This is a genomic window from Desulfovibrio inopinatus DSM 10711, from assembly GCF_000429305.1.
Classification (GTDB): domain Bacteria; phylum Desulfobacterota; class Desulfovibrionia; order Desulfovibrionales; family Desulfovibrionaceae; genus Alteridesulfovibrio; species Alteridesulfovibrio inopinatus.
This window is the reverse complement of sequence record NZ_AUBP01000001.1, coordinates 452,998-473,069: the sequence shown is the minus strand read 5'-3', so window position 1 is coordinate 473,069 and position 20,072 is coordinate 452,998. Positions and strand designations below refer to the sequence as shown.

The 20,072-nt window shown below is 43.7% G+C and carries 15 protein-coding genes; all 15 read right to left on the bottom strand.

Annotated features, from left to right (window positions below):
* Nucleotides 1-6 precede the first annotated feature (6 nt).
* Nucleotides 7-1,545, bottom strand: a complete 1,539-nt coding sequence (gene xrtD, locus G451_RS0102070) for a VPLPA-CTERM-specific exosortase XrtD (protein ID WP_051261029.1) — start codon at nucleotides 1,543-1,545, stop codon at nucleotides 7-9.
* Nucleotides 1,542-2,666, bottom strand: a complete 1,125-nt coding sequence (locus G451_RS0102065) for a glycosyltransferase family 4 protein (protein WP_027182966.1) — start codon at nucleotides 2,664-2,666, stop codon at nucleotides 1,542-1,544. The genes xrtD and G451_RS0102065 overlap by 4 nt, the downstream gene beginning before the upstream one ends.
* Nucleotides 2,667-3,281: 615 nt before the next feature.
* On the bottom strand, nucleotides 3,282-4,487 hold the full coding sequence (locus tag G451_RS0102060) for a glycosyltransferase family 4 protein (RefSeq protein WP_027182965.1): 1,206 nt from the start codon (nucleotides 4,485-4,487) through the stop codon (nucleotides 3,282-3,284).
* Nucleotides 4,484-5,602 (bottom strand): glycosyltransferase family 4 protein, encoded by a 1,119-nt coding sequence (locus G451_RS27000; RefSeq protein WP_211236315.1) that lies wholly within the window; start codon nucleotides 5,600-5,602, stop codon nucleotides 4,484-4,486. Before G451_RS27000 ends, G451_RS0102060 begins: the two co-directional genes overlap by 4 nt.
* A 47-nt stretch (nucleotides 5,603-5,649) precedes the next feature.
* On the bottom strand, nucleotides 5,650-6,243 hold the full coding sequence (locus G451_RS0102050; RefSeq protein WP_156921474.1) for a hypothetical protein: 594 nt from the start codon (nucleotides 6,241-6,243) through the stop codon (nucleotides 5,650-5,652).
* Nucleotides 6,244-6,511: 268 nt separating this feature from the next.
* Nucleotides 6,512-8,731, bottom strand: a complete 2,220-nt coding sequence (locus G451_RS0102045; RefSeq protein ID WP_027182963.1) for a hypothetical protein — start codon at nucleotides 8,729-8,731, stop codon at nucleotides 6,512-6,514.
* Entirely contained in the window at nucleotides 8,721-9,641 is a 921-nt protein-coding gene (locus G451_RS26995) for a sulfotransferase family protein (RefSeq protein ID WP_051261027.1), read from the bottom strand. The genes G451_RS0102045 and G451_RS26995 overlap by 11 nt, the downstream gene beginning before the upstream one ends.
* A gap of 78 nt (nucleotides 9,642-9,719) precedes the next feature.
* Complete coding sequence (locus tag G451_RS0102035) at nucleotides 9,720-10,730, bottom strand: acyltransferase family protein (protein ID WP_027182962.1); 1,011 nt, start codon at nucleotides 10,728-10,730, stop codon at nucleotides 9,720-9,722.
* Nucleotides 10,714-12,144 carry an O-antigen ligase family protein gene (locus G451_RS0102030; protein ID WP_027182961.1) on the bottom strand — a complete coding sequence of 477 codons (1,431 nt, stop codon included), beginning with the start codon at nucleotides 12,142-12,144 and terminating at the stop codon, nucleotides 10,714-10,716. The genes G451_RS0102035 and G451_RS0102030 overlap by 17 nt, the downstream gene beginning before the upstream one ends.
* Complete coding sequence (locus tag G451_RS0102025) at nucleotides 12,141-13,169, bottom strand: hypothetical protein (protein ID WP_027182960.1); 1,029 nt, start codon at nucleotides 13,167-13,169, stop codon at nucleotides 12,141-12,143. Before G451_RS0102025 ends, G451_RS0102030 begins: the two co-directional genes overlap by 4 nt.
* Nucleotides 13,153-14,643 carry a lipopolysaccharide biosynthesis protein gene (locus tag G451_RS0102020; RefSeq protein ID WP_342663743.1) on the bottom strand — a complete coding sequence of 497 codons (1,491 nt, stop codon included), beginning with the start codon at nucleotides 14,641-14,643 and terminating at the stop codon, nucleotides 13,153-13,155. Before G451_RS0102020 ends, G451_RS0102025 begins: the two co-directional genes overlap by 17 nt.
* 376 nt (nucleotides 14,644-15,019) lie before the next feature.
* Nucleotides 15,020-16,222 (bottom strand): XrtA/PEP-CTERM system-associated ATPase, encoded by a 1,203-nt coding sequence (locus G451_RS26990; RefSeq protein WP_051261026.1) that lies wholly within the window; start codon nucleotides 16,220-16,222, stop codon nucleotides 15,020-15,022.
* 14 nt (nucleotides 16,223-16,236) lie between these two features.
* Nucleotides 16,237-17,070 (bottom strand): AAA family ATPase, encoded by an 834-nt coding sequence (locus G451_RS0102010; protein ID WP_027182958.1) that lies wholly within the window; start codon nucleotides 17,068-17,070, stop codon nucleotides 16,237-16,239.
* A 38-nt stretch (nucleotides 17,071-17,108) separates the two neighbouring features.
* On the bottom strand, nucleotides 17,109-18,857 hold the full coding sequence (locus tag G451_RS0102005; protein WP_027182957.1) for a GumC family protein: 1,749 nt from the start codon (nucleotides 18,855-18,857) through the stop codon (nucleotides 17,109-17,111).
* A gap of 26 nt (nucleotides 18,858-18,883) precedes the next feature.
* Complete coding sequence (locus tag G451_RS0102000) at nucleotides 18,884-20,065, bottom strand: porin family protein (RefSeq protein ID WP_156921473.1); 1,182 nt, start codon at nucleotides 20,063-20,065, stop codon at nucleotides 18,884-18,886.
* Between the last annotated feature and the right edge of the window lie 7 nt (nucleotides 20,066-20,072).

The following is a 20,072-nucleotide window of genomic DNA, read 5'->3' as shown; positions in this document are numbered from 1 at the left end:
GTCGCCCTATCCTCCTTGTATATCTGGCTTCAATCCAGGAAGATAGTGATGCAACAATGGCTTGAGTCGTGCCACAAAGTCATCAAGAATACGTTGCCCCTGCTCTACACTTTGTCCAGGAAGGAGTATCATTTCAACACGAACAAGAGCCCCATCGCTTCGTTGCAGTGTCAAAGCATCCCAAAGAAGATAAAACTTATTAAGGAATTCATTCGTCAGATGCCGCCCTCGTTGCTCGAACCAAAAATTCGATAAGAGTGTATAGTCGTCTTTTTCCAGTATCATGCGCCCGACAGAAAAATTGCGTCCATGGCTCTCATCGGCAGGGAGTTCATCTTTTTTTGAGAGAAACCATCCACTCCCCAAAAGACACGAAGTCGGAGCGTGCGCTGTGTGTCCCGTGGTCTGATGCGCATAGAAAGGGACAAGCAGGTGAAGTATGTTTCCTGTATCCTCGTTCTTGTATGTTCCCGATATATAAGAATCTGCCCATAAGTTATCGAGAACATTTTGCTCTAATGTGATGCGCTTGCCTTGCCATGCTCCAATCTGCAAAGGGAATGAGTCAAAATTCGCGAGCAGTGTCGCCGAACTTTCCGTGGAAAGGGAAAGGTTCAACAGAAGCCCCACACAGAAGAGAACACTGACAAACGCCATACGACGAGAAGATGGAAACGGTATAGGCACGTTTTCAGAGCGCTCACCTTGCTGGGGATGAGTTGGGAGACCTTCAAATCGACGAAGAAAAAGACACAGCCCCGCCAGGAGTGCGATGGAAATCACAAAGACAAGCCACCCTGAAAAATCATGGAAAAATCCTTCCGCAAGGCGAGGCGACACAAATTTTACCAACACACCTGTTGATGCAATGCGAATTGCATTGGAGACAATAGCAACAGGAGCCGCGAAGAGAACAGGGATAACCATGAGAAGAGCACGACGTAAGAACACGTCGGCCAAAATTAAACTAATAAGAATTGTTGGGAGAAAAAAGCGTAATCCACTACACGCATCAACGACTTGAAGTTGCAGCACACCAAGATCAATAATATTTCCCTCACGGAAAACGGGAATATTCAACATATGAAGAAAAACTTCAGAAAGCCGTGATGAAATCACTTTGAGTTGAAAACTCAGCATATTCGTGACGAACACAGGGCCTGGCACGATAAAAAGAAGGACAAGAGACGGCATAAATAACGGACGCCATGCCTTATAACCAAGCCAGACGAGCAGTAAAGAAACAATATTTATCCACAAGGAAATATAAACAAATGTTTCCAATGAGCCGAGGCGACCCACCATATAGAGAAACAACCCCAGAAGAATTCCTACAAATCCAAATACGCTTGATCCACCACGTGACTGCAGAATAATATTTCGCTTAACAGAGAGGAGGTAGAGAAAAACAGGAACCACAAGATAACAATATGAATAGTTATCATTATTCCAATGCGAGATTAAACTTGGAACTTGATCCCAGTACAATCCAACAAATAGGAAGGCTGGAAGCAGAAGAGCAATATAACGATTGAGTTGTCTCATGAAGCAATCCGAAGAGTCCCCTCGTACACGGATAAGGTCTGACGTGTAATAGTTTCCCAATTAAAAGTATTAAGCGCAAAGTTCTGCCCGCGTTCTCCCATGCTTCTTCTCTCGTTATCATCAAGTATATCGGATAACGTTTGTGCAAGAGACATCGTGTTCGATGCTTCAAAAAAACGGCACGGAGCAAGAGTGTCACCGCCATGTGCAGTAATAACACTTGTACATGCGTCGATATTACTTGCAAGAACAGGGGTGGCATAACTGAGGGCTTCGAGAAAAACGATGGGCATCCCTTCAAGATCAGATGGAAGCACAAAACATGCAGCATTACTAAATGCTTCATCCTTTTCTTCCCCATACAATGGGCCTGTAAAAATGATACGCTCATCATTACCAGCAAGCGTTCTCAAATATTCGGCGTAACCATCCATGTGGCACGCATCGCCAGCAATCAGAAGAGCCTTGTTCGTCGGAATGGTCTTAAAAGCCTCGATAAGGTAGTGGGCGCCTTTTTCCGGTACTAATCGTCCCAAGAACAGTATATACTGGTCATTTTTGATTCCAAATCGTGCAAGATTCTCTATACGTCGATGATTCGGTTCATTGACTCCATTGGGGATGTACGTTGTTTCTCGACCATACGTCGCGCGATAGTATCGTTGGAGTGGTTCTGAAACGACAATGGTTTCATCGGGGCAGTGGCACGCAGTCCAAGCTCCTGCACGAAGAAAACATTTTGCGGCAAATCCCCACTTGGCTCGTTGAAAATCAAGACCATGCACCGTCACAACAACTTTTCGTCCAAAAAAACGTGGCATCCACGAAAGAAGAGATGGACCTGTTGCATGAAAATGTACGATATCAAATTCTTGCGCAACATCAGCAAGACAGGCAACGGTATTCGTTATCGCCTCTAGATGCTTACTATAAATTGCGGGACGATTAACGAGGCGGACCCCTTCAAAGACCTCACATTCGCAGTCGTTATATTTTGAACGACAAAAGACGGTAACGTCATGTCCCCACGAAGCCATTCGGATTGAAAGCTCTCGGACGTGACGCTCAATTCCACCTGTACAATCGCCGATGGCTCGAAGACCAAGAAAAGCAATTTTCATAGCAACCGATAATTATGAAGAGGTGATACACTGCGTAAGATTTCCCAAAAATCAACGATTTCGTCGGCAGTAATGGAAGAAGTGTTCCAACAAAAATAGTCAATAAATAGAGTGAGTTTTGATTTAAAGCGTATTTGTTGTCTGGTGAAGATGGATACAAAAACAGTATGACGCCTGATTCAAATTGAATGCGTCTGGAGAAAGTGGACACGGCAAAAAGAATGAGGATGCTCGTTCTTGAGCGTGATTCAACAGGAGAAGCTTCGACTGGATCTGGCTTTCTCCCTTTTGGAGGGGAATTACTGTCAGACTAAGTCATGGCTATTACATCGAAAAATATCGTTGGTCATTGGGCTATTTCTCTATACCCGCAGTATTTTCATTATTGAACTCAGGAATCCTCGTCCATCGCGTATTAACTGAGATTTCTGGTTGCTCAAAATAATAAAGAAAAGAATGTTGATCCCGAATGAGAATCATAAAAGAGTACAGCAATTTTCTTTATCTCTTCTCGTTTTGAATGCTTTGTAAAACAAATATGGATATACATAAAACGAATAAAGATAACATGACACATCGGCATAAAAACGCTACTAGAGAAAGATCATATTAAAATTAGTTTCCATACAAAACACGATCATAATAAAAGAGTAATTTTTCCATATGACGATTAATGTCATATATTTTATGGATACGTTGTCGTGCACATTGCCCCATTTCTCCCGTTTTACCAGGAGACTCCAGAGCGCTTGCCATACAATCTGCTAATTGATGCACATCCCCAGGAGAAAAAAGCATGCCTGTCTTTCCATCTTCGATTTGTTCCGGTATGCCCCCGATTCGTGAACCGATAACAAGCTTTCCCATGCTCATAGCTTCGAGAACCACCATTGAACAGTTCTCATACCATTCGGAAGGAACAATGACGCAAGCAGCTCCCCTTATGGTGTCATACAACGACTGTCCGGAGAGGAACCCAAGAAACTCAACGTCACCAGTCTGATTCCGCAATGTTGCTTCAAGAGGTCCACAGCCAACAATTTTCAATGGAGGCTTTGGAGAAAGCTTTTGATGAGCTTTCAAGAGTGTTTCGATTCCTTTCTCACGAGAAAGTCTCCCCACATAGAGCATATAGCCATCATGATCATAGCGAGGCGTGAACGAATGAAGATCCACTCCATTAGGAAGAACCTGAATTTTATTTTTTGGTATGCGTGTTGAGATAAGATCTCTATAGAATGCGCTGGGGGTGAGAAAAAGATCAACGCACTCATAACTTTTCCGCCACTTATGATACAGCGCTTCCACCAGCATCAATGTGCTTTTAAAAAAAGATTCTTGACAATCATTCCACAGGACATGCCCAAAGCCGCCTTTTCGGCATGCGTCACAGACTTCTCCATGCTGGAAAACAACATAATTTGGGCAGACGAGTTTCGCATCATGAACAGTGACAACAAGAGGTATTCCTGCCTTTTTAAGAACAGGGAAAATGGATGGTGTGAGTTGGTGATATATATTGTGAGCGTGAGCGATATCAGGCTTTTCTTGCAATATTAAAGCAGAGATCTTTTTTACAGCTTCCCGAGAATCAACAAATCGTATTGCCGTGTTAATTTTTTGAAAAAAAGAGAGGCGATCATGGTAATCAATACACCGCGTAAAATACTCCGAGTATGGAGAAGGACTATTGTCTTGATGCTGCATAGAAAAATCCACAACACTATGCCCTGCTTCAAGCAGACCTTCTCGTTCTTGAAAGAAAACAGTCTCTGCACCGCCCTTATTATAGAAATATTTATTGATAGCGAGAATTTTCATGATGATTTTTGCAAAAAGCTTTCATGGTACTGCTTTGCAATGGATTGTGGGGCATAATTATCAAATGCAAATTGGCGTACACGATCAGAGAACATTTCAAGTTCACGGGGATTGTTAAGCAAGCGTCGAATTTGGGCTGCCATATCATCAATATCCCGAGGTGTTTCCCCCAATTTTTTCAATTGGATGATCGAATCGGGATCGAAGAAACTCAATACCGGAACACCACGTATCCACGACTGTAAAAAAGAATTGGGAAAGCCTTCGGTGTCAGAAGTGTTGATGAATACTTTAGCCCGAGCATAATATTCGTTAACCTGGTCGTATGGCACCGCACCCTTGAAATCGATATTCGGAATACTGACTGCACCACGTTGTATTTCTTCAAAGAGATTTGGATACGCGGCAGTAGCCCCCCCTATCATCACAATATTGAGATCAGGATTTTGAGAGGCAAGATCCAATGCCAAATCAGGTCGCTTAAAGGGGCGCATATTGTTCACCCAAAGGACATCAATATCCTTCGGGAGGCTCGCCTCCTGAGAGGAAGGGAGCTCCACCGCCATATTCATCAGGATGCTGTCGAGGTTATAATTCTGGCGAAGCAAATCTTGCTGTTGAATACTTTGAGCATAGATAATCTCGGCCTTCTTAAGGCCATATTCGTAGATTGGTCCGTCCAACAACGGTCGCTTAACAATATACTTTCCTGGAATAGCATCGGTGTCATGTGCAAGTCGAAAGACAAAGCGCTTTCCTCGACGGCGACAAAACCAGCAGACAACTCCGGTTAAAAGAGACGCAGACGATTGGTAGTAAATATCACAATTGGCTTGAGATAACGCACGCCATCTACCGGTCATTTTGGGATGTAACGAGCGTATCCCTGGCAAGCCGCTTCCACTCTTGAAAGCTCGTAATACTTTGATATCATCAATAATAAAAACGTCACCTTGACCGTAGTCACGCTCTACAAGCGAAACATCGTATCCAATATCTCGAAAGGCTTTGGCAAGAAGCGTCACTTGAACGGATTCCCCGCCAATTTGATTTTCGCTATACTCCGGTGCAAGAACGGGTAACGTGTTCATGGCTATGAAACAAATCGATGGCACAGCATGCTCCTCGTGAAGAGACGTTGGCACTCAGGGCAAAAACAAGATCACGAATAGGCTTCGAGAAAATGCGCATACGGAGTTTTCTCGATCCAACGTACCACCTCGGTCGCATTTGCAATTTCTCTCTCAAGTACGTTGGTTGATGTTTTTTGATTTTTTGAGTCTTGCATTTCTTCGTCTGGAACATCCATAAACGTCGTGATCTGTTTCCGTATTTTTACCGGATTGCGAAAATAGCTCTCATATGTAAATTCCATATAGGGATGATTGGTTGCATAAATGTTTCGAAAGTACTCAATTCTTTTCATCATTTTTTCTATATGATGTTCTAATCTATGAATATCAATTGCCACAGGAGTCGCCTTTGTGACTTTTGTGCAGGAATGACTTTTTCCTGTGACTTTCATCCGACGCAACGATACATATTGCTTCAGAAGATTCTCTCGAACGAGATGCAGAATTGTAAATCCCTTCTCTTCTATCCAACGTTGGAGATGCCGATTACAATAAACATGATTATACATCGCCTTAAAGCCTACCCACGGTTTATTGAGAGATCCAACGGTTTCGGGCTGATCCTTATCGTGAAATGGAACCCACGGTGATGGAAAATTTTGATCATACAATAAGCGTTGCATATACGAGTCGACATACGATTGCGGCATGGAAACAAATGGTATCTTTTGAATATAAAAATTTGACAAAATTGGTGCGAGAATCTTGTCCCCAATGATCGTCTCGCAATGGTATTTAAAACCATCGACGTGCTTGTACGACGGGAGAAAAAGCTCACCATGACACCGAATCATACTGTGATGGTTGAACCAAGTACGAATATACGTTGACCCAGTCCTTGGAAAAGTAAGGATGATAAAGGGTTTCATGTTTTTACTCCGTGTTTACTGGCTACCCATTCTCAAATGTGACAGAGGCCCCTGTCACAACATAAATAGGCCAACCATCAAGGGGTATTGATGATTTTCCTGCTGATATGTGGGATCTGACCTCCCCCATAGTTCCATAAACGGTACCGGACGCCGCAGCATTCAGGACGAGCTCGCTGGAATTGCCAAGCCAGTTATTGGCGACAATAATTGTTTCCTGTCCCTTTTGAAAAATATAGGCCCGTGTTGCGTCCCCCATATCGCGGAAGCTCACAAATTGCGCGCCAGCCAAACGAGAACTCATAGCGGAATAGGCTGGAATCAAAGCTGTCGGTTCAAGCATCACATCCCATATCCACCAGCGTCGATCAAGAACAGCATTCCACTTCGCATTGGCGCTTTGACCATTGAACCAATAGACTCGGTCTACCCCATCAGCAAAGGCCGCGGCGTAGATCATGGGAAGACATTGGGCGAGTTCGTCACTTGACATACTGTTCTCAATATCCAAAGCGATATCCTGAACATATCCAACGTTCTGCTGCCCATTGGTATCTAAGGTTGCACTAAACCAAGGATTCGCTCGTTCTGTATCCCACATGGGTTTCGGTGCAATTCCAGCCTCATTGACTGCCCGAGCAAGACGGGAAGCATAACGGGTTTCTTGATCACGTATGTCTTGCGATTCACCAAGAAAGGCAAAGGCATGCCCAGAATGGTATGATACGACATCAATAAGCTGCCCTGCTCCCACATCGAGTAACTGCTGAAAAAACTCTGGCGTTTTCATAGGGTCTTGTCCCTGTCCCCTGCCTGGACCTTTTGTCGAAGAAAAACCAAGGAGTCGAGCTTTAGGGGCATAACGAGCACGAGATTCATGAGCCAGAGTTATTAAACGTAGCGTGTCTTCAACGGAGAACTTATGACCAGGTTCATTCCAGATTTCATAGTTCACCCCCAAGTGAGCAAGGTGTCCCATGACAGCGTTAAGATAGTTTTGATATACAGTGGAATCCAGATAGTGCGGCTTTCCTGATTTCTCCTCTTGATTTCTGAGTCGCGCCGTGCGTAGCCCACTCAAAAGATCAATATTTCCCTCTTCCTGACTCGTACGCATCCACGACGGAATATCACTTGGATAAGTGCTTCCAAGAGGAAAAAAGACCTCCCAATTCATCATCTTGGCCAATCGAACAGCTTCATCAAGCGTACTAAAATCCCAAGACTTTCCGTCCTTTGAAAGCTGATATGGGTTAATAAGGCTAAAGTTACGCACGGAGCCTACCCCCATATCGCGCAACAGCGCATAATGCTCAGCAAGCGTCACCGAAGCGGGCGCCATAGTATTCATGCTACTTGAAGCTATCGACATACCGAAACGAGGGTCATTACTTGACCCTGAATAGGGTCGAGCCAACACAACAAAACGACGAGACAGCGTATATGTGCTTGCAGAAGAATCAAACTCCACGACACAGGTAAATATACCGGCGCCATTCACGGTTGGAACAATCGTATATGGATGAGCTGGCCCGGAAAACTCGCTTTTTCCAGTACCTTCTTGCACGACATGCCCACGGTAATCGAGAATAGACCAATGGACTGTGCCTGGATTCGCTAAATAAAGCAGAAGTTTTGGCGACTCTTGAGACCGGTAAACTCCAAGCTGTGCATCTGTCTCTAAACGGGCTTCAACGGAAGGACTTGCATCTCCAGGTCCCGTAACAGAAATATTGTCTAACCAAACAGTTCCTGGACTTTTTATTGTAATCGTCATCCAACCGAGCGAAGAAGCATCATTGATCGCTGTGATGGGGCCAGTAGGAAAAGTGATCGAATGTCGCCCTGCAGGAACTGTTCGCGAGACTTGGGCAAGTTGCTTCAGGCGACCATCCCCTGAAGCACGAACATGGATTTTTATTGCTGTTCGACGATCTGCGTTTATACCCAGAGAAACAGTGTAATTTTGGTTGTATATAATAGGCCACGTCGTTGAGGCCAAAGTATAGCTGCCCGTTTTAAGAGGAGGTAACTGAAGCGATGCTCGTCCATCGAGCGGAGTGGACGTATCGAGAGTCGGAGTAACAGCATAACGCCCGACCCCCAAAATTGGTGAGCGCAGAATAAGAAAGTGTCCATTCCCTAGCTCGAAATCGCCTCCAGGAAGCAACTCCGTTCCGTACGCAGGGGAAGCTGCTATGAGTATGAAGGCAAATAATACTATGATAAGCTTATCGCGCATAACCATACTCCGAGAGAAGAGGTTCCATAACAGATCCAAGTTGAGCAATTTTATCTTCAGACCAATCGCTAAGATACTTATGATTCATATTTTGCAGTCGTTCTTTTGCATCGAGTAGATTGTGTGCATCAACACAATCATCAAGGCCTGTCTGTCTATATAATCGAGTCAGCTCAGCATGAGGATTTTCAACAAATGATTCGTATCGAACTTCAGTATAGTGATCGACTGGAAGTGCTGATGACTCGCGACGAATCTCTTTAAGTACATGACGCCATTGCATTGCCGTAATGATGGCAGGATCAGCACCATTGTCACGCCACTCATTGACTTCATCCTCAGCAAGACCACCTTTCCAAAATGGCCCTTCAAAGCCACCTTTCTCTTCCCAGAAAGGAACGCGCATGAGTGAATGCACAACTGCAAATCCGTTACGGACAACATGAACGAAGCGGGCATCAGGGAAAATACTGTGCAAGAAATGCACTCGAGGCGGTCCGGTAAGCTTTGTTGCTAATCGTTTGCGCCCTTGGACTCGGACAGTCGTAGCACACGCGTTTTGTACACGTGAGCGTATATCTTCATCCGCAGTTTTGTCTGAGAGAAAATGGAATGAAAAATCTTGGCCAGTATGCCAATCCCAAAAATCATACGCCTCGTTCGGCATAGCTAAAAATCTATTGAATGGAAGAACTTTCTGATATTGCTTTTTTTGAGCCCGCAAACAAAATAAAGGATTGTCATGGAGACATCGTACAAAATTGAGCCATGGCATGTTGGGAAATTGTTGCGAATAATTTGATAGCCACCCAAGATCACGGTGCTGTGCGAATGCCTCAAAGAGAATTGTTGTTCCGCTTCGAGGCATTCCAATAAATATAATAGGGGCCTTGCTTAAAGAAGGCTTCATCATGAGACTCCTGTAAAATATCGTACTTCATCCAATTGAGGTGAGAACATCTTTACAAGCAAACCTACATATTAATCATTACGCTTTATTGATATGTAATCGATTAAAAACAATATCCTTGAGTCTTAGCACTTGTTCAAATTGTACAAGCTCTTCAATCTTTTTTGAGAAGAAAACAAAAAATGGGAATAACGACAACATAATGAGACTTTCTACTGTTGGCATACCGACTACCTCATGGATTTTATGAAAAAGCACGGGGTGCAAGAGATAAAGACCATATGATGACATTCCCAAAGGCGTAAGGAGCTTAACCAAGGGCAAAGAACACGATGACTGCATGAGCGAGATACAAAAAAATGAAGCAGCAAGAGGAAAAAGCAGGTCAACAAGCGATGGGTATACTTGGTCAAGTGGCCCCAATACCCGCTGGAGTACAATTGAAGCAATCAACAAAAATCCCCAAAGAAATGGATGCCCGATGACTCGAAACTCACGTCCTTGTTTCACAGAGGAAGCAAAAAACATTCCTAAACAAAACAAAAAAATATGTCCGAGGAACACGTCTCTATAATACCAAACTCGAACAGACGGAATATGTACTATTGGTGCAATAAAATTCAATATGACCACAACAAGAAAGCTCCCTAACAACGCAGAGACAAAGGAATATCGCCTTGTCACAGAAAATAAAAGGGGAGAAATAATATAGCATTGCACAATAGCAGGAATGAACCAAAGAAATACAGGTGACGTGAAATCTAAAGCTAAAAACGTCAAAAAAGAAGCACTTCCTCGAAATGTACTGGAAGTTGCGAAACGAAATGCAAAGACCAACCAATACAATGGATAGAGACGATTAATTCTTTTTATATAAAATTGAAAAATTCCTTTGGGATGAATCTGCCGATCTGGAAATATTTTTCCAAGCGAGTAGTAAAGGCCATATCCTGACAAAAAGAAAAATATTGAGACGAATCCATTTCCACCAATAAAATTATCATCTCCCTTGAAATAAAAACCAAACCAATGCCCAAGCATTACAGCAAGAATAGCAATTCCTTTTAAATAATCAGTTCTTTCTCGCATAGCTCACGAGCTCCGTACCAATGCATGAAGAAAATTGTATTTGTTCTTCGTTTTGTATCGCGATGGATGAGAGAAAAAAGCACAGGACGACAACGACAAAATGCTGGAAATCGACATAATTATGTCGCAACATTTCGATTTTGAACTGATCCACAGCTATAATAACAAGCATAATCATACCGAGCTTGTGAACACCAGAAAGAAAATGATCAGGGGAATATGTTCGCCTTGCTGCATTGAAAAATACAAGAAAGATCGTCCCGTAAAGCAAAGCATAGACACATAGCCCCAATAGACCGAGCGTATAAAACAAATAGATGTAGAGGCTATGAGGATACCCACGAATGAGAGCTCCTCTGGGAGGAAGCTGTTTCTTCCCTTCTGAGTCTATTAAATCACCAGGAAGAACCAACCGGATGCCTGTCCCAACAAGTGGTCCAAGATTGAAACCTTCGTCAATATACTGAGGCCAACATGCTCGGGTATCTGGAACTGCACCGTGCATTTCAGTTTTTGCTAATCGATCATATAATACATTGAATTGAGTGAACGTCAGCATGACTACACTCGCAACAGTGACAAAAGCTAAACCGATCCCTCCAATAAAAACAACCCGTTTAAGAGGAAGATATTGTCGAAAAGCCCATACAAATAATACAAACCCTCCGATTAAGACAAATATTCCACCGCGGTTGCCTGTTCCGATCAAAATGCAGAGATTTAAGAAGATGAGTACAGGAATAAGTCGAGGATAGTGTTTTGTTGTAACTCGATAATACAGCAGCATATATATCATAACGACGAGATACTCAGCCATCACTCCTGGTCCGGAAAAAGGCCCCATAAGACGACGTTCTTCCTCTCCCATTCCTAAATTTGTTCTATTGTGTGAAAATGCAAATTCTTGAATTCCAAACGGAACAATACGCGTGAAGCCAGCTATAATTTGCAACACGCAGTATGCGACAACAAACACATTACAGAGAATAATCAGACGATAGAAGAGATGAAGGTCTTCTTCTGTCTGGGTAAAAATAAACACAAGATAGGCCATAGCCAGGTTCGAACCAATACCAATTAAATACGTGAGCTTTAACATTGTAAATGGTCGTGGATTGGCAATGAATGATATTGCATACGCCATGATGACAAACACAATGACCAAATAAATTGGTTTAAGCTCCGGCCGTGGTAGCAGCTTTTTTCTTCGCTTGAGAAAGCAACTCAGCGCCACCGTATACGCAATGGCAACATTCAACGAACCATAGCGGCTATCAATAATTTGAAATGGAATCATAACAATGAGAAATTGATACAGAAATCGATCAAACCCCATTTGTGCAAGAACAAAGAGAAAAAGCCCACCACCCATAGCAATAAGCAGCTGAATAACCTGACCTTCACTTAAATTCATACGCTTACTCTGTTTGACTGGGTGTCATGAACGACGTCATTGCCGTCTTGGGGGAAAGGAGAATCCACGTGGTACTCTGAAATATGAAATCGTTCGATCATATCCTGAATGGCATGACATTCAGGGGTTGAAAGCTTCGTACGCCAACGAGAAAGAAAGGTATGATCAAAGTTCACATTTTGCGATTCAAGAGATGCTTGTTGCGAGGGACGATGTGTGAAAGCGTGTTGAGGCGGATGAGAAAGACCCAATGCATTTATAGCTCGACGCCATTCGTCTTCTGGAGAGATCACGAGTTTTTCGTAATAAATGACCTCAAGTCCAAAACGTGAAGCTTGCCGTAACGCCACAAGTGTTTCAATGCACCACTGCATGGCAAAACCACGAATTCTGTCCAAGGTGTCGAATGGCGGGAGGTCGAGTGGCGCAAGATAATCATTCCACAGAGCCTCGTCCCGACGAAACTGTTCTAATACCTCCGTGGGCGACCACGACGAAAGGCGATTTTTTGATTCCACGACTGCACCTGGATGCCGGAGAAGTACAATAACCGGAGCACTATACGCTCGATGCAGCCACCCAACCATGAGATTGGCTCGAATAAACTTCACAAGCTGTGGACCGGGGCGTTTTCGACCGTAATGCACATAATTTCGAACTATATTTTTATGTTTTCTGTATTGATTTTTCAGTTTCGCAGGAGATGTGAATATACCAATTCCATGCCAGAGGTGCTCCAAGTTGACGCGACAATGTGTCCACAGTCTGTTGACATCCCCATTCATTGCGAGATCGAGAAATGCCTTAAGCTCTTCGGGATCAGCGTCATCCGGTATGTATCGGAATGCATACTGAGCTGCACCGGGAACACGAATGGGGTGTAACGGCTCGAAAACCGTACTCAGATTATTTGCCTCCGCCAGCGCATCCAAAACCCACGTTGATCCTCCACGCCCTGACGCCGAGATAAAAAGTGGGCGTGTTGGAAAGAGCGCTTTAGAGTTGGTTTTATGTTGTTTCGGCATTTCGCCAAGCTCCTTTTCCCAAGAGAACCTTGAATACCCATCCATAACCGCTCGCCATAAGAAGAAGCGGGTAAAGCGCAAGGACGATGACGAAACTCACCCCAATCCGGACAAGTGGCTGCTCCAATGCAAAAAACTCAACGACCCACATCCCTCCTCCTGCGGCTAAAGCAGCACTCACAAAAGCAAAGAGAAAACCTTTCCAATCTTGGAGCTTGGAGATGGGAACCCCTACACACTGGGAGACGCGTCGATAGACAATAACGACCTGAATATATGCAGCAATGACAGACCCCATTGCAATTCCCACTATTCCAAACAACAATGAGGCAAAAAGGCTTATAGCAATCGAAAGGACGACAAGAATAATATTTACACGCAGGAGAAATTTTTGTTGTTTATAGAGCATGAGGATATTTTTCATATCAAGAGCTCTTCGCCCGTAAATCAACAAATAGACTTGGAGTATCTGGGTTGATTGTATATATTTATCTGTAAATGCGATCTCAACAATTGAATGAGCAAAACACAATAAATACATTATAATTGGGAAATAAGCTATTGCGACAGCAAAATTTGCACTCTGTGCAAGGTACAATACACGTTTATAATCTTTATTGAAATGCGCCTTGCTCATCTTTGGAAGGGTCACCTGCGTTAACGTTTGCCGAAGCATTGTCAAAACAGGAATATTAACAGCACCGACAACAAATATGGCATAATCTTGTGTTGTAAATAACAACGCTGCCAACCACTGTTCAGCATTTTTTCCAAGATTATTCAGCATGTATATAACGCCCATAGGCACGCCAAAAGAGACCTGCTCTTTCAAGTCAGCCCAATTGAGCCATGCAGTTGGGAGGCCAAAACGAAAATACACATACCCAATCAGAAACAGCGTTTTCAAGATGGAAAAAATCGTCAAGGCAATCAGGGTATCAACGAAACTCCTCGTTACAAACGCGGTCCCCACGAGAAGCACTTGGCGTAGAAACTCAGAGCCAGTAATGATTGCAGACTGAATGCCTACTCGATTTTCTGCAGTGGGAAGAAAATCAAGAAGTTGAGATATGACCCAACAAAAAATAAACACCGGCAGGAGATACCCTTGAGTACCATTTGCGAGCTCAGGTTTTACGAACGGGCTTCCAGGTATCGCGACCAGCGTTGCCAAAAGAGCCAACAACCCGACCAAAAACAGTGTTTGGTAAATAAAATAATTGCGTTTATTTTGATCACTTCGCGGAATAATATACAGCAGACTGCGAGGGATACCGAGAGGAGCTATCATGACTGCTGTTATGCCAAAGAGCCAAAAGAGCCTATAGACACCAAATGCCTCTTGATCCAACAGACGAACCATCGCCATGGGTGTACAAAAGCGCATGAGGGTCACCACACTGTTGGCGGCTCCGAGTAAAAGCGTTTGCGATCGCACAGAGCGATGCCGTTTAGGCGTTGACGTCGAGTTCATTTGATGGAGCGTTGTTACATCCCCATGAGTATTGTCTGACATAATCAATGCTCCCCAAGGTCATCTGCCCCAACATCACCCATTAACGCAAGAAGACAAAGACAGTATATATGTTCTATCTACTATATGACGAACAACTATATCATAGTATAATATGCACAATACGAATCATCTTCAATGACGTCACAGAACAACACTCATATTTAAAAAAATTATACTTACACAATCACAACAGACACACCAATACAAACTGAAACATCAAACAACCGAAGAGTCCGCATCAACAGCACATACAATCTCTACAATTCCATGTGATAAAACGTGTTTATTGTTATATTTAGCAGCATACAAGCACAGCAATCATTGAAATATTTTATTAAAAGAAAAAGAACCATCGACGCCTTTTTTGTGATGTCTTTTCATTTTGATTCTTGCTTATCGAACCACTCGCTTCAGCAAGATGTTGCTGAGCACTTCTCCCATTTATCTCATGTTGAAACCTCGCACACCGAACAAGAAGAGCTTCATTCTTTTTACGTTCTTCGCGCAAAAGCATTTCAAGTTTTTTCACCACAACATCTTTTGCTCCATCATGCTTTTTCTCAAGTTCAGCCGCTTGCCACTCCATGAGACCTGCAAGTTTTTCTACACGAAGCTCAAGCGAATGGAGACGTGACTCAAGATCATGACGAAGTGTCTCCGATGATGCGTTGACCGATGCACATTGTTCTTCAGTATTACCAATCGAATCCGAGGCATGCTGTGTAAACAGACCATCTTCTTTTTTATCGGTAACGACCTGGCGAACGATGTCGACACTAATGGAGTCCAACTCATCAGCGTAGCCATACACCAGCGCCGCATCACACAGAATATTGATCGACCTTGGTACGCCTCCGGCTGTTTCCGAAATAAGATCAATGGCATCATCGGTGAACAGATCTTCGATGGGCGATTCAACGGCAGTGAGACGGTGCTGAATATATGCATGCACCTCATCACGTGAGAGCGGCTTGAGATGGTAACTCGCCGTGACACGCTGGACGAGTTGGCTTAAACTTGGATGTTGCAGACGTTGTTTCAACTCGGGTTGCCCGACCAGGCAAATCTGAATAAGCGCCGTATGTTCCGTCTGAAGATTCGACAACATTCGCACTTCTTCCAAAGCCGAATGGGTCAAATTTTGTGCTTCGTCGATAACAAGCAAGCATCGTTCGTTTCTACTGAATGTTTCAATCAAGAAGGCATTGAGTTGATCAAGATACCCAGCTTTACTTGACCCATTCGGAGTAAGTTCAAATTCAATGAGGATACTCCGCAGCAGATCATCGTCAGTCAGGTTGGTATTGAAAATTGTTGCAATATGAAAATTTCCCGGAAGCTTTCCGGAAAGATAACGAATAAGCGTCGTTTTTCCCGTCCCAACTTCGCCTGTCAAAATAATAATGCCACTGGATTCGGCCAAACCGTATTCAAGGTAGCTCATGGCGAGCTGGTGCTTTTCACTTGGGTAGAGGAAAGCCGGATTGGGCACTATACTGAATGGCTTGCCCTTGAAACCGTAAAAGGCTTCGTACATGAGCTTGATGACTCCTAAGCGGCGATTTCAATTTTGTTTATGACCGTACCAACAATATTTCGTCCTTCAAGCTGCTTCATAGCAGACTCAATATGGTGACGAGAGGTAGAGTTGGCTTCAACCACGACAAGAATGGCATCGACATACGATGCAAAAACGAGAGAATCCGGCATGCTGAGGATATGCGGACAGTCGTAAATAACGTATCGGTCTGGATATCTGTTCTTGAGATCACCAACAAGATGACGCATGCGCGGTGTACCGAGGACATCAGTTGAACCGGATAACGGACGCCCAGCAGGCAAGACAACAAATTTTTCGACATCCGGGTTAATGAGCAAATCAGGGACAATAACATCATCCTGAAGCAGATAATCTGACAGCCCCATACTTTCCGATTCCAGTCCAAGATAGCCCGTTACGGCTGGTGATCGAAGATTTGCATCGACTAACAAAGCCGTTTGATCGGCTTGGCGTGCCATGCTTAACGCAAGGTTGAGAGCAGTTATTGTTTTTCCTTCTCCAGAAACCGCACTCGTCACCATCAGGGTATTCCAACCCTTTTCTTTAGTTCGATGCAAAATTTGCGTTCGCAAAAGATCATACGCATCTTTAACGGCTTGACTTGAGTCTGGTGTCAGGATGCGATTTTGCTCTAATGTGGCGTTGTTCAGCTTCCGAACTCGAGTCATGGAATACTGCGGATGCGGAGTGGAAAATCCAGCTGTTGACGCCTCTTCTCCACGAGACAACCGAGAAGAAGTGTGCCCGTGATGCACCTCTTCCTGGAGTGGAGACATTCCTTGTGTTGCTTTGGCTTTCTCAAGCGCTTTGGCGATTTTGCTCATTATTAAACCAAATCCTTCTACACGGTGCGTGGTTGATTTTAAAAAAAGGTCTGGAATCGCTGAACGGCTATACCCCAAAGAATATCAATGGGCTGATAAGCGAAGTGAACCGTGGCAACCATCACAATGAGCACAGCAGCAACACTGCTCATCATAGCAATGCGTTTTCTCGTTCGCATACGCAGATCTTGAAGTGTTACAAGATATGGAACAGACGAAAGAACTGGAACGGCTGAGAGGGTGGAAATTTCCTCCGGGTTATGAATGGACTTATCCATAAACTCCGCCATTGTCCCCACACCAACCCCCGCACCACATGCCAAAACGAATCCAATCAAAAGCAGGACAATACGATTCGGTTTTTCAGGTTTTTCAGGAATGGCCGGAGAGTCAACAACTGTAAATTGTTCGCCCATTTGTTGCTCTTCAAGGCCTTTCGCTTCTTTCGCCACCTGTAATCGACTTGCAGTTTCAGCATATTTTGCCCGAGCAGTATCGTAGTCACGAAGAAGCGATTTATATTCTTGTTCAACACGTGGAGTTTCTTCAACGCGTCGTTGATAATCTTCCATTTTCGCTTCAGAGTCTGCAATGCTGGCTTTCGTCTTCTCAATATCAAGTTCCGCCGCTTTGACCTGCGACTGAATATTGATGTAACTGGGGTTACTTACAGAGCCGGATTGCTTGGCATACGATTGGTATTTAGAGAATTCACCAAGCTGGTCTTCCATAGCGTGAACTTCTTTTTTTAAGGCAATGACATCAGGATGCTTATCGCTATACTTTTGTTGAGCTTCAGTTAATTGCATCCGCTTGGCGTCAAGCTCACTCGACACCGAAGCTAGGCCTGAACGTCCACCGTATGTCGCCTCCATTGCACGCAACTGATTTTGAAGCCTGATGACATCCGGATGTTTGTCCGATAGACGAGATTTCAACGTAATATACTGTCGACGAAGCATATCCAGTTCTTCTGTTGGAGAAGACATGCGAGAAGAACCCTGTGTCGAGATGTATTGGTAAGGAGAAATTGCAGCCAACTGTCCTTGAAGATACACAAGCCGATCTTGAAGGTTAATCAATTGGGTGCGCTTGTCGCTGACATCTTTTTCCAATCGTTGCAGCGTATTGAGATTCACTTCCATAAGCTCTGGAAGAGAGTGGAGGTTCTTCTCTTTAAATGCAGCAACTTTGGACTCAGTATCTTCCATCTCGCGTTTCAGCGTCTCAACTTGCTGCTCAAGAAAATCGTAAGTTGTTCCGGCTTTCTCTTGGCGTGCCTTGAGGTTTTCCTCAAGATATAGCGAAGTGAGTGTATTCGCGACATTACTGACGACTTGAGGATTCTTGCCCTCAAAAGAAAGCGAGAAGGCGATCGTCGCTTCGGAAGAACGACCTGACGTCGGGTTCATAACTTCTGCTTGAATCGACTCCATGGAAATGTTCGAACGCACTTCGTCAAGAACATCTTCAGTTGTACCGGTTTGTCGCAGATCCGGGTACAACTTATATTTATTGACAATATCAAGGAGATTTTTTCGGCTAAGGACAATTTTAGAAATTGTTTGCAACCGTTCTTCAATATAACCAGTTACAGTACTCCGTACCATTTCCTGCGGAATCTCTTGCGCTTCAATGAGAATGACTGCCGAAGACTTATAAATGGATGGTAAAAGAAAAGTCACAACAACAGATATGGCAAAGACAATGACGAATGGAATAATAAAAGCAAGTCTTCGCCTTTTAAAAGCTTGAATATAATCTTGAAAATCAGCTTGCTGTTCCATCGAGTGCACCTTGGATGTTAAATCCGTTATTTTCCAAATGGATTTGCCACAGAGAATTCAACGTACACTTGATCTCTCGACTTATTGCTATCTGTCGTATAATTCCAAGTCTCATAGCGGCTGTAGCCAACTTGAACGAAGAAATCTTCATCAAAGTAGTACGTCAACTTTGGAGAAATATTGTAAGACAAACGTGTTGTATCAACACCAGAGCGATAATCTGAAATTGAGTCATATATATTACAAGAAATACCAGCGTTCAGTCGTTCCGATATTTTCCAGTTTACATTCAATCTTGCCCGATTACGGCTGATAAGCTCTCCGCGGACACCTTGTGTCACGCCCCGATCCAGTCCTACAGTAAGCGATGTTGTTTGCGTTGGCTTATATTCCAACTCCGCAGCCCCACCAAACTGGACCGTTGAGGAATCACCCGCTTCTTCAAAAAACGTCTGAGTCCCAATGACACCCCCCATGGCCGAAACTGTAAGCCGTTCGGAGATATCCCATTCAACTCCTAACATGGCATTCCCAAGATAGCGCTCACCATGATCATATCGAGAATGCAACGACGTCGCGTCTGTCTGAAGATTAAGGGACCCTCGGAGAATCTCTGAAAATGCATGAACCCACGAAAACCCTCCTCGGACGCCAGAAGAATTGGTATAGGTATCTGAATCGTAATCGATAAATGTGCCAGCAACGGTGAAAGAGATGACATCTCGTTCTGTTACGGCGTATCGCGCATTGGGATTGATTGTAATCTCTCTACGTCCAATTTTACTCGTTGGAATACCTGAATCACTGAGGTAATAATCAAACGTATTGTCAAAAATTAAACTTCCATCAAGTCCAACAGTCAATCGCTCTGTTGCGTTGTATGAAGACGAGAACTCATAATTTTGATTTATCCTATTATAATCGGCATACCGAGCATAAAGATATATATTAGCGGCAGCTAAAGCTTTTATCGAGTACCGTTCATCTTCAAGAAGCAATTCCACCGATGGAGAGAGTCGCGTTTCAAAATCTTGAATATCACGTAAAAAGACGTTGTTATCATACGTTTGCCGTGCGGATAGAGCTGGAGTAATTCTCCAGCTTATCGCATAGCCTGCATCTGGAAAAAAACAGACCAGCACAAACAACATTGTCAGGTATCGCGCTTGTATATTTAAAAAACGCATGATGTGAAACTCTTGCGGCATGGGTCAC

Bases quoted from the DNA above. Each gene is read 5' to 3' on its own strand.
- G451_RS0102065 (WP_027182966.1), bottom strand. From the start codon at position 2,666: ATGAAAATTGCTTTTCTTGGTCTTCGAGCCATCGGCGATTGTACAGGT.
- G451_RS0102030 (WP_027182961.1), bottom strand. From the start codon at position 12,144: ATGAATTTAAGTGAAGGTCAGGTTATTCAGCTGCTTATTGCTATGGGT.
- G451_RS0102025 (WP_027182960.1), bottom strand. From the start codon at position 13,169: ATGCCGAAACAACATAAAACCAACTCTAAAGCGCTCTTTCCAACACGC.
- G451_RS0102000 (WP_156921473.1), bottom strand. From the start codon at position 20,065: ATGCCGCAAGAGTTTCACATCATGCGTTTTTTAAATATACAAGCGCGA.
- G451_RS0102060 (WP_027182965.1), bottom strand. From the start codon at position 4,487: ATGAAAATTCTCGCTATCAATAAATATTTCTATAATAAGGGCGGTGCA.
- xrtD (WP_051261029.1), bottom strand. From the start codon at position 1,545: ATGAGACAACTCAATCGTTATATTGCTCTTCTGCTTCCAGCCTTCCTA.
- G451_RS0102005 (WP_027182957.1), bottom strand. From the start codon at position 18,857: ATGGAACAGCAAGCTGATTTTCAAGATTATATTCAAGCTTTTAAAAGG.
- G451_RS0102020 (WP_342663743.1), bottom strand. From the start codon at position 14,643: ATGAACTCGACGTCAACGCCTAAACGGCATCGCTCTGTGCGATCGCAA.
- G451_RS0102050 (WP_156921474.1), bottom strand. From the start codon at position 6,243: ATGCAACGCTTATTGTATGATCAAAATTTTCCATCACCGTGGGTTCCA.
- G451_RS26995 (WP_051261027.1), bottom strand. From the start codon at position 9,641: ATGAAGCCTTCTTTAAGCAAGGCCCCTATTATATTTATTGGAATGCCT.
- G451_RS26990 (WP_051261026.1), bottom strand. From the start codon at position 16,222: ATGTACGAAGCCTTTTACGGTTTCAAGGGCAAGCCATTCAGTATAGTG.
- G451_RS0102010 (WP_027182958.1), bottom strand. From the start codon at position 17,070: ATGAGCAAAATCGCCAAAGCGCTTGAGAAAGCCAAAGCAACACAAGGA.
- G451_RS0102045 (WP_027182963.1), bottom strand. From the start codon at position 8,731: ATGCGCGATAAGCTTATCATAGTATTATTTGCCTTCATACTCATAGCA.
- G451_RS0102035 (WP_027182962.1), bottom strand. From the start codon at position 10,730: ATGCGAGAAAGAACTGATTATTTAAAAGGAATTGCTATTCTTGCTGTA.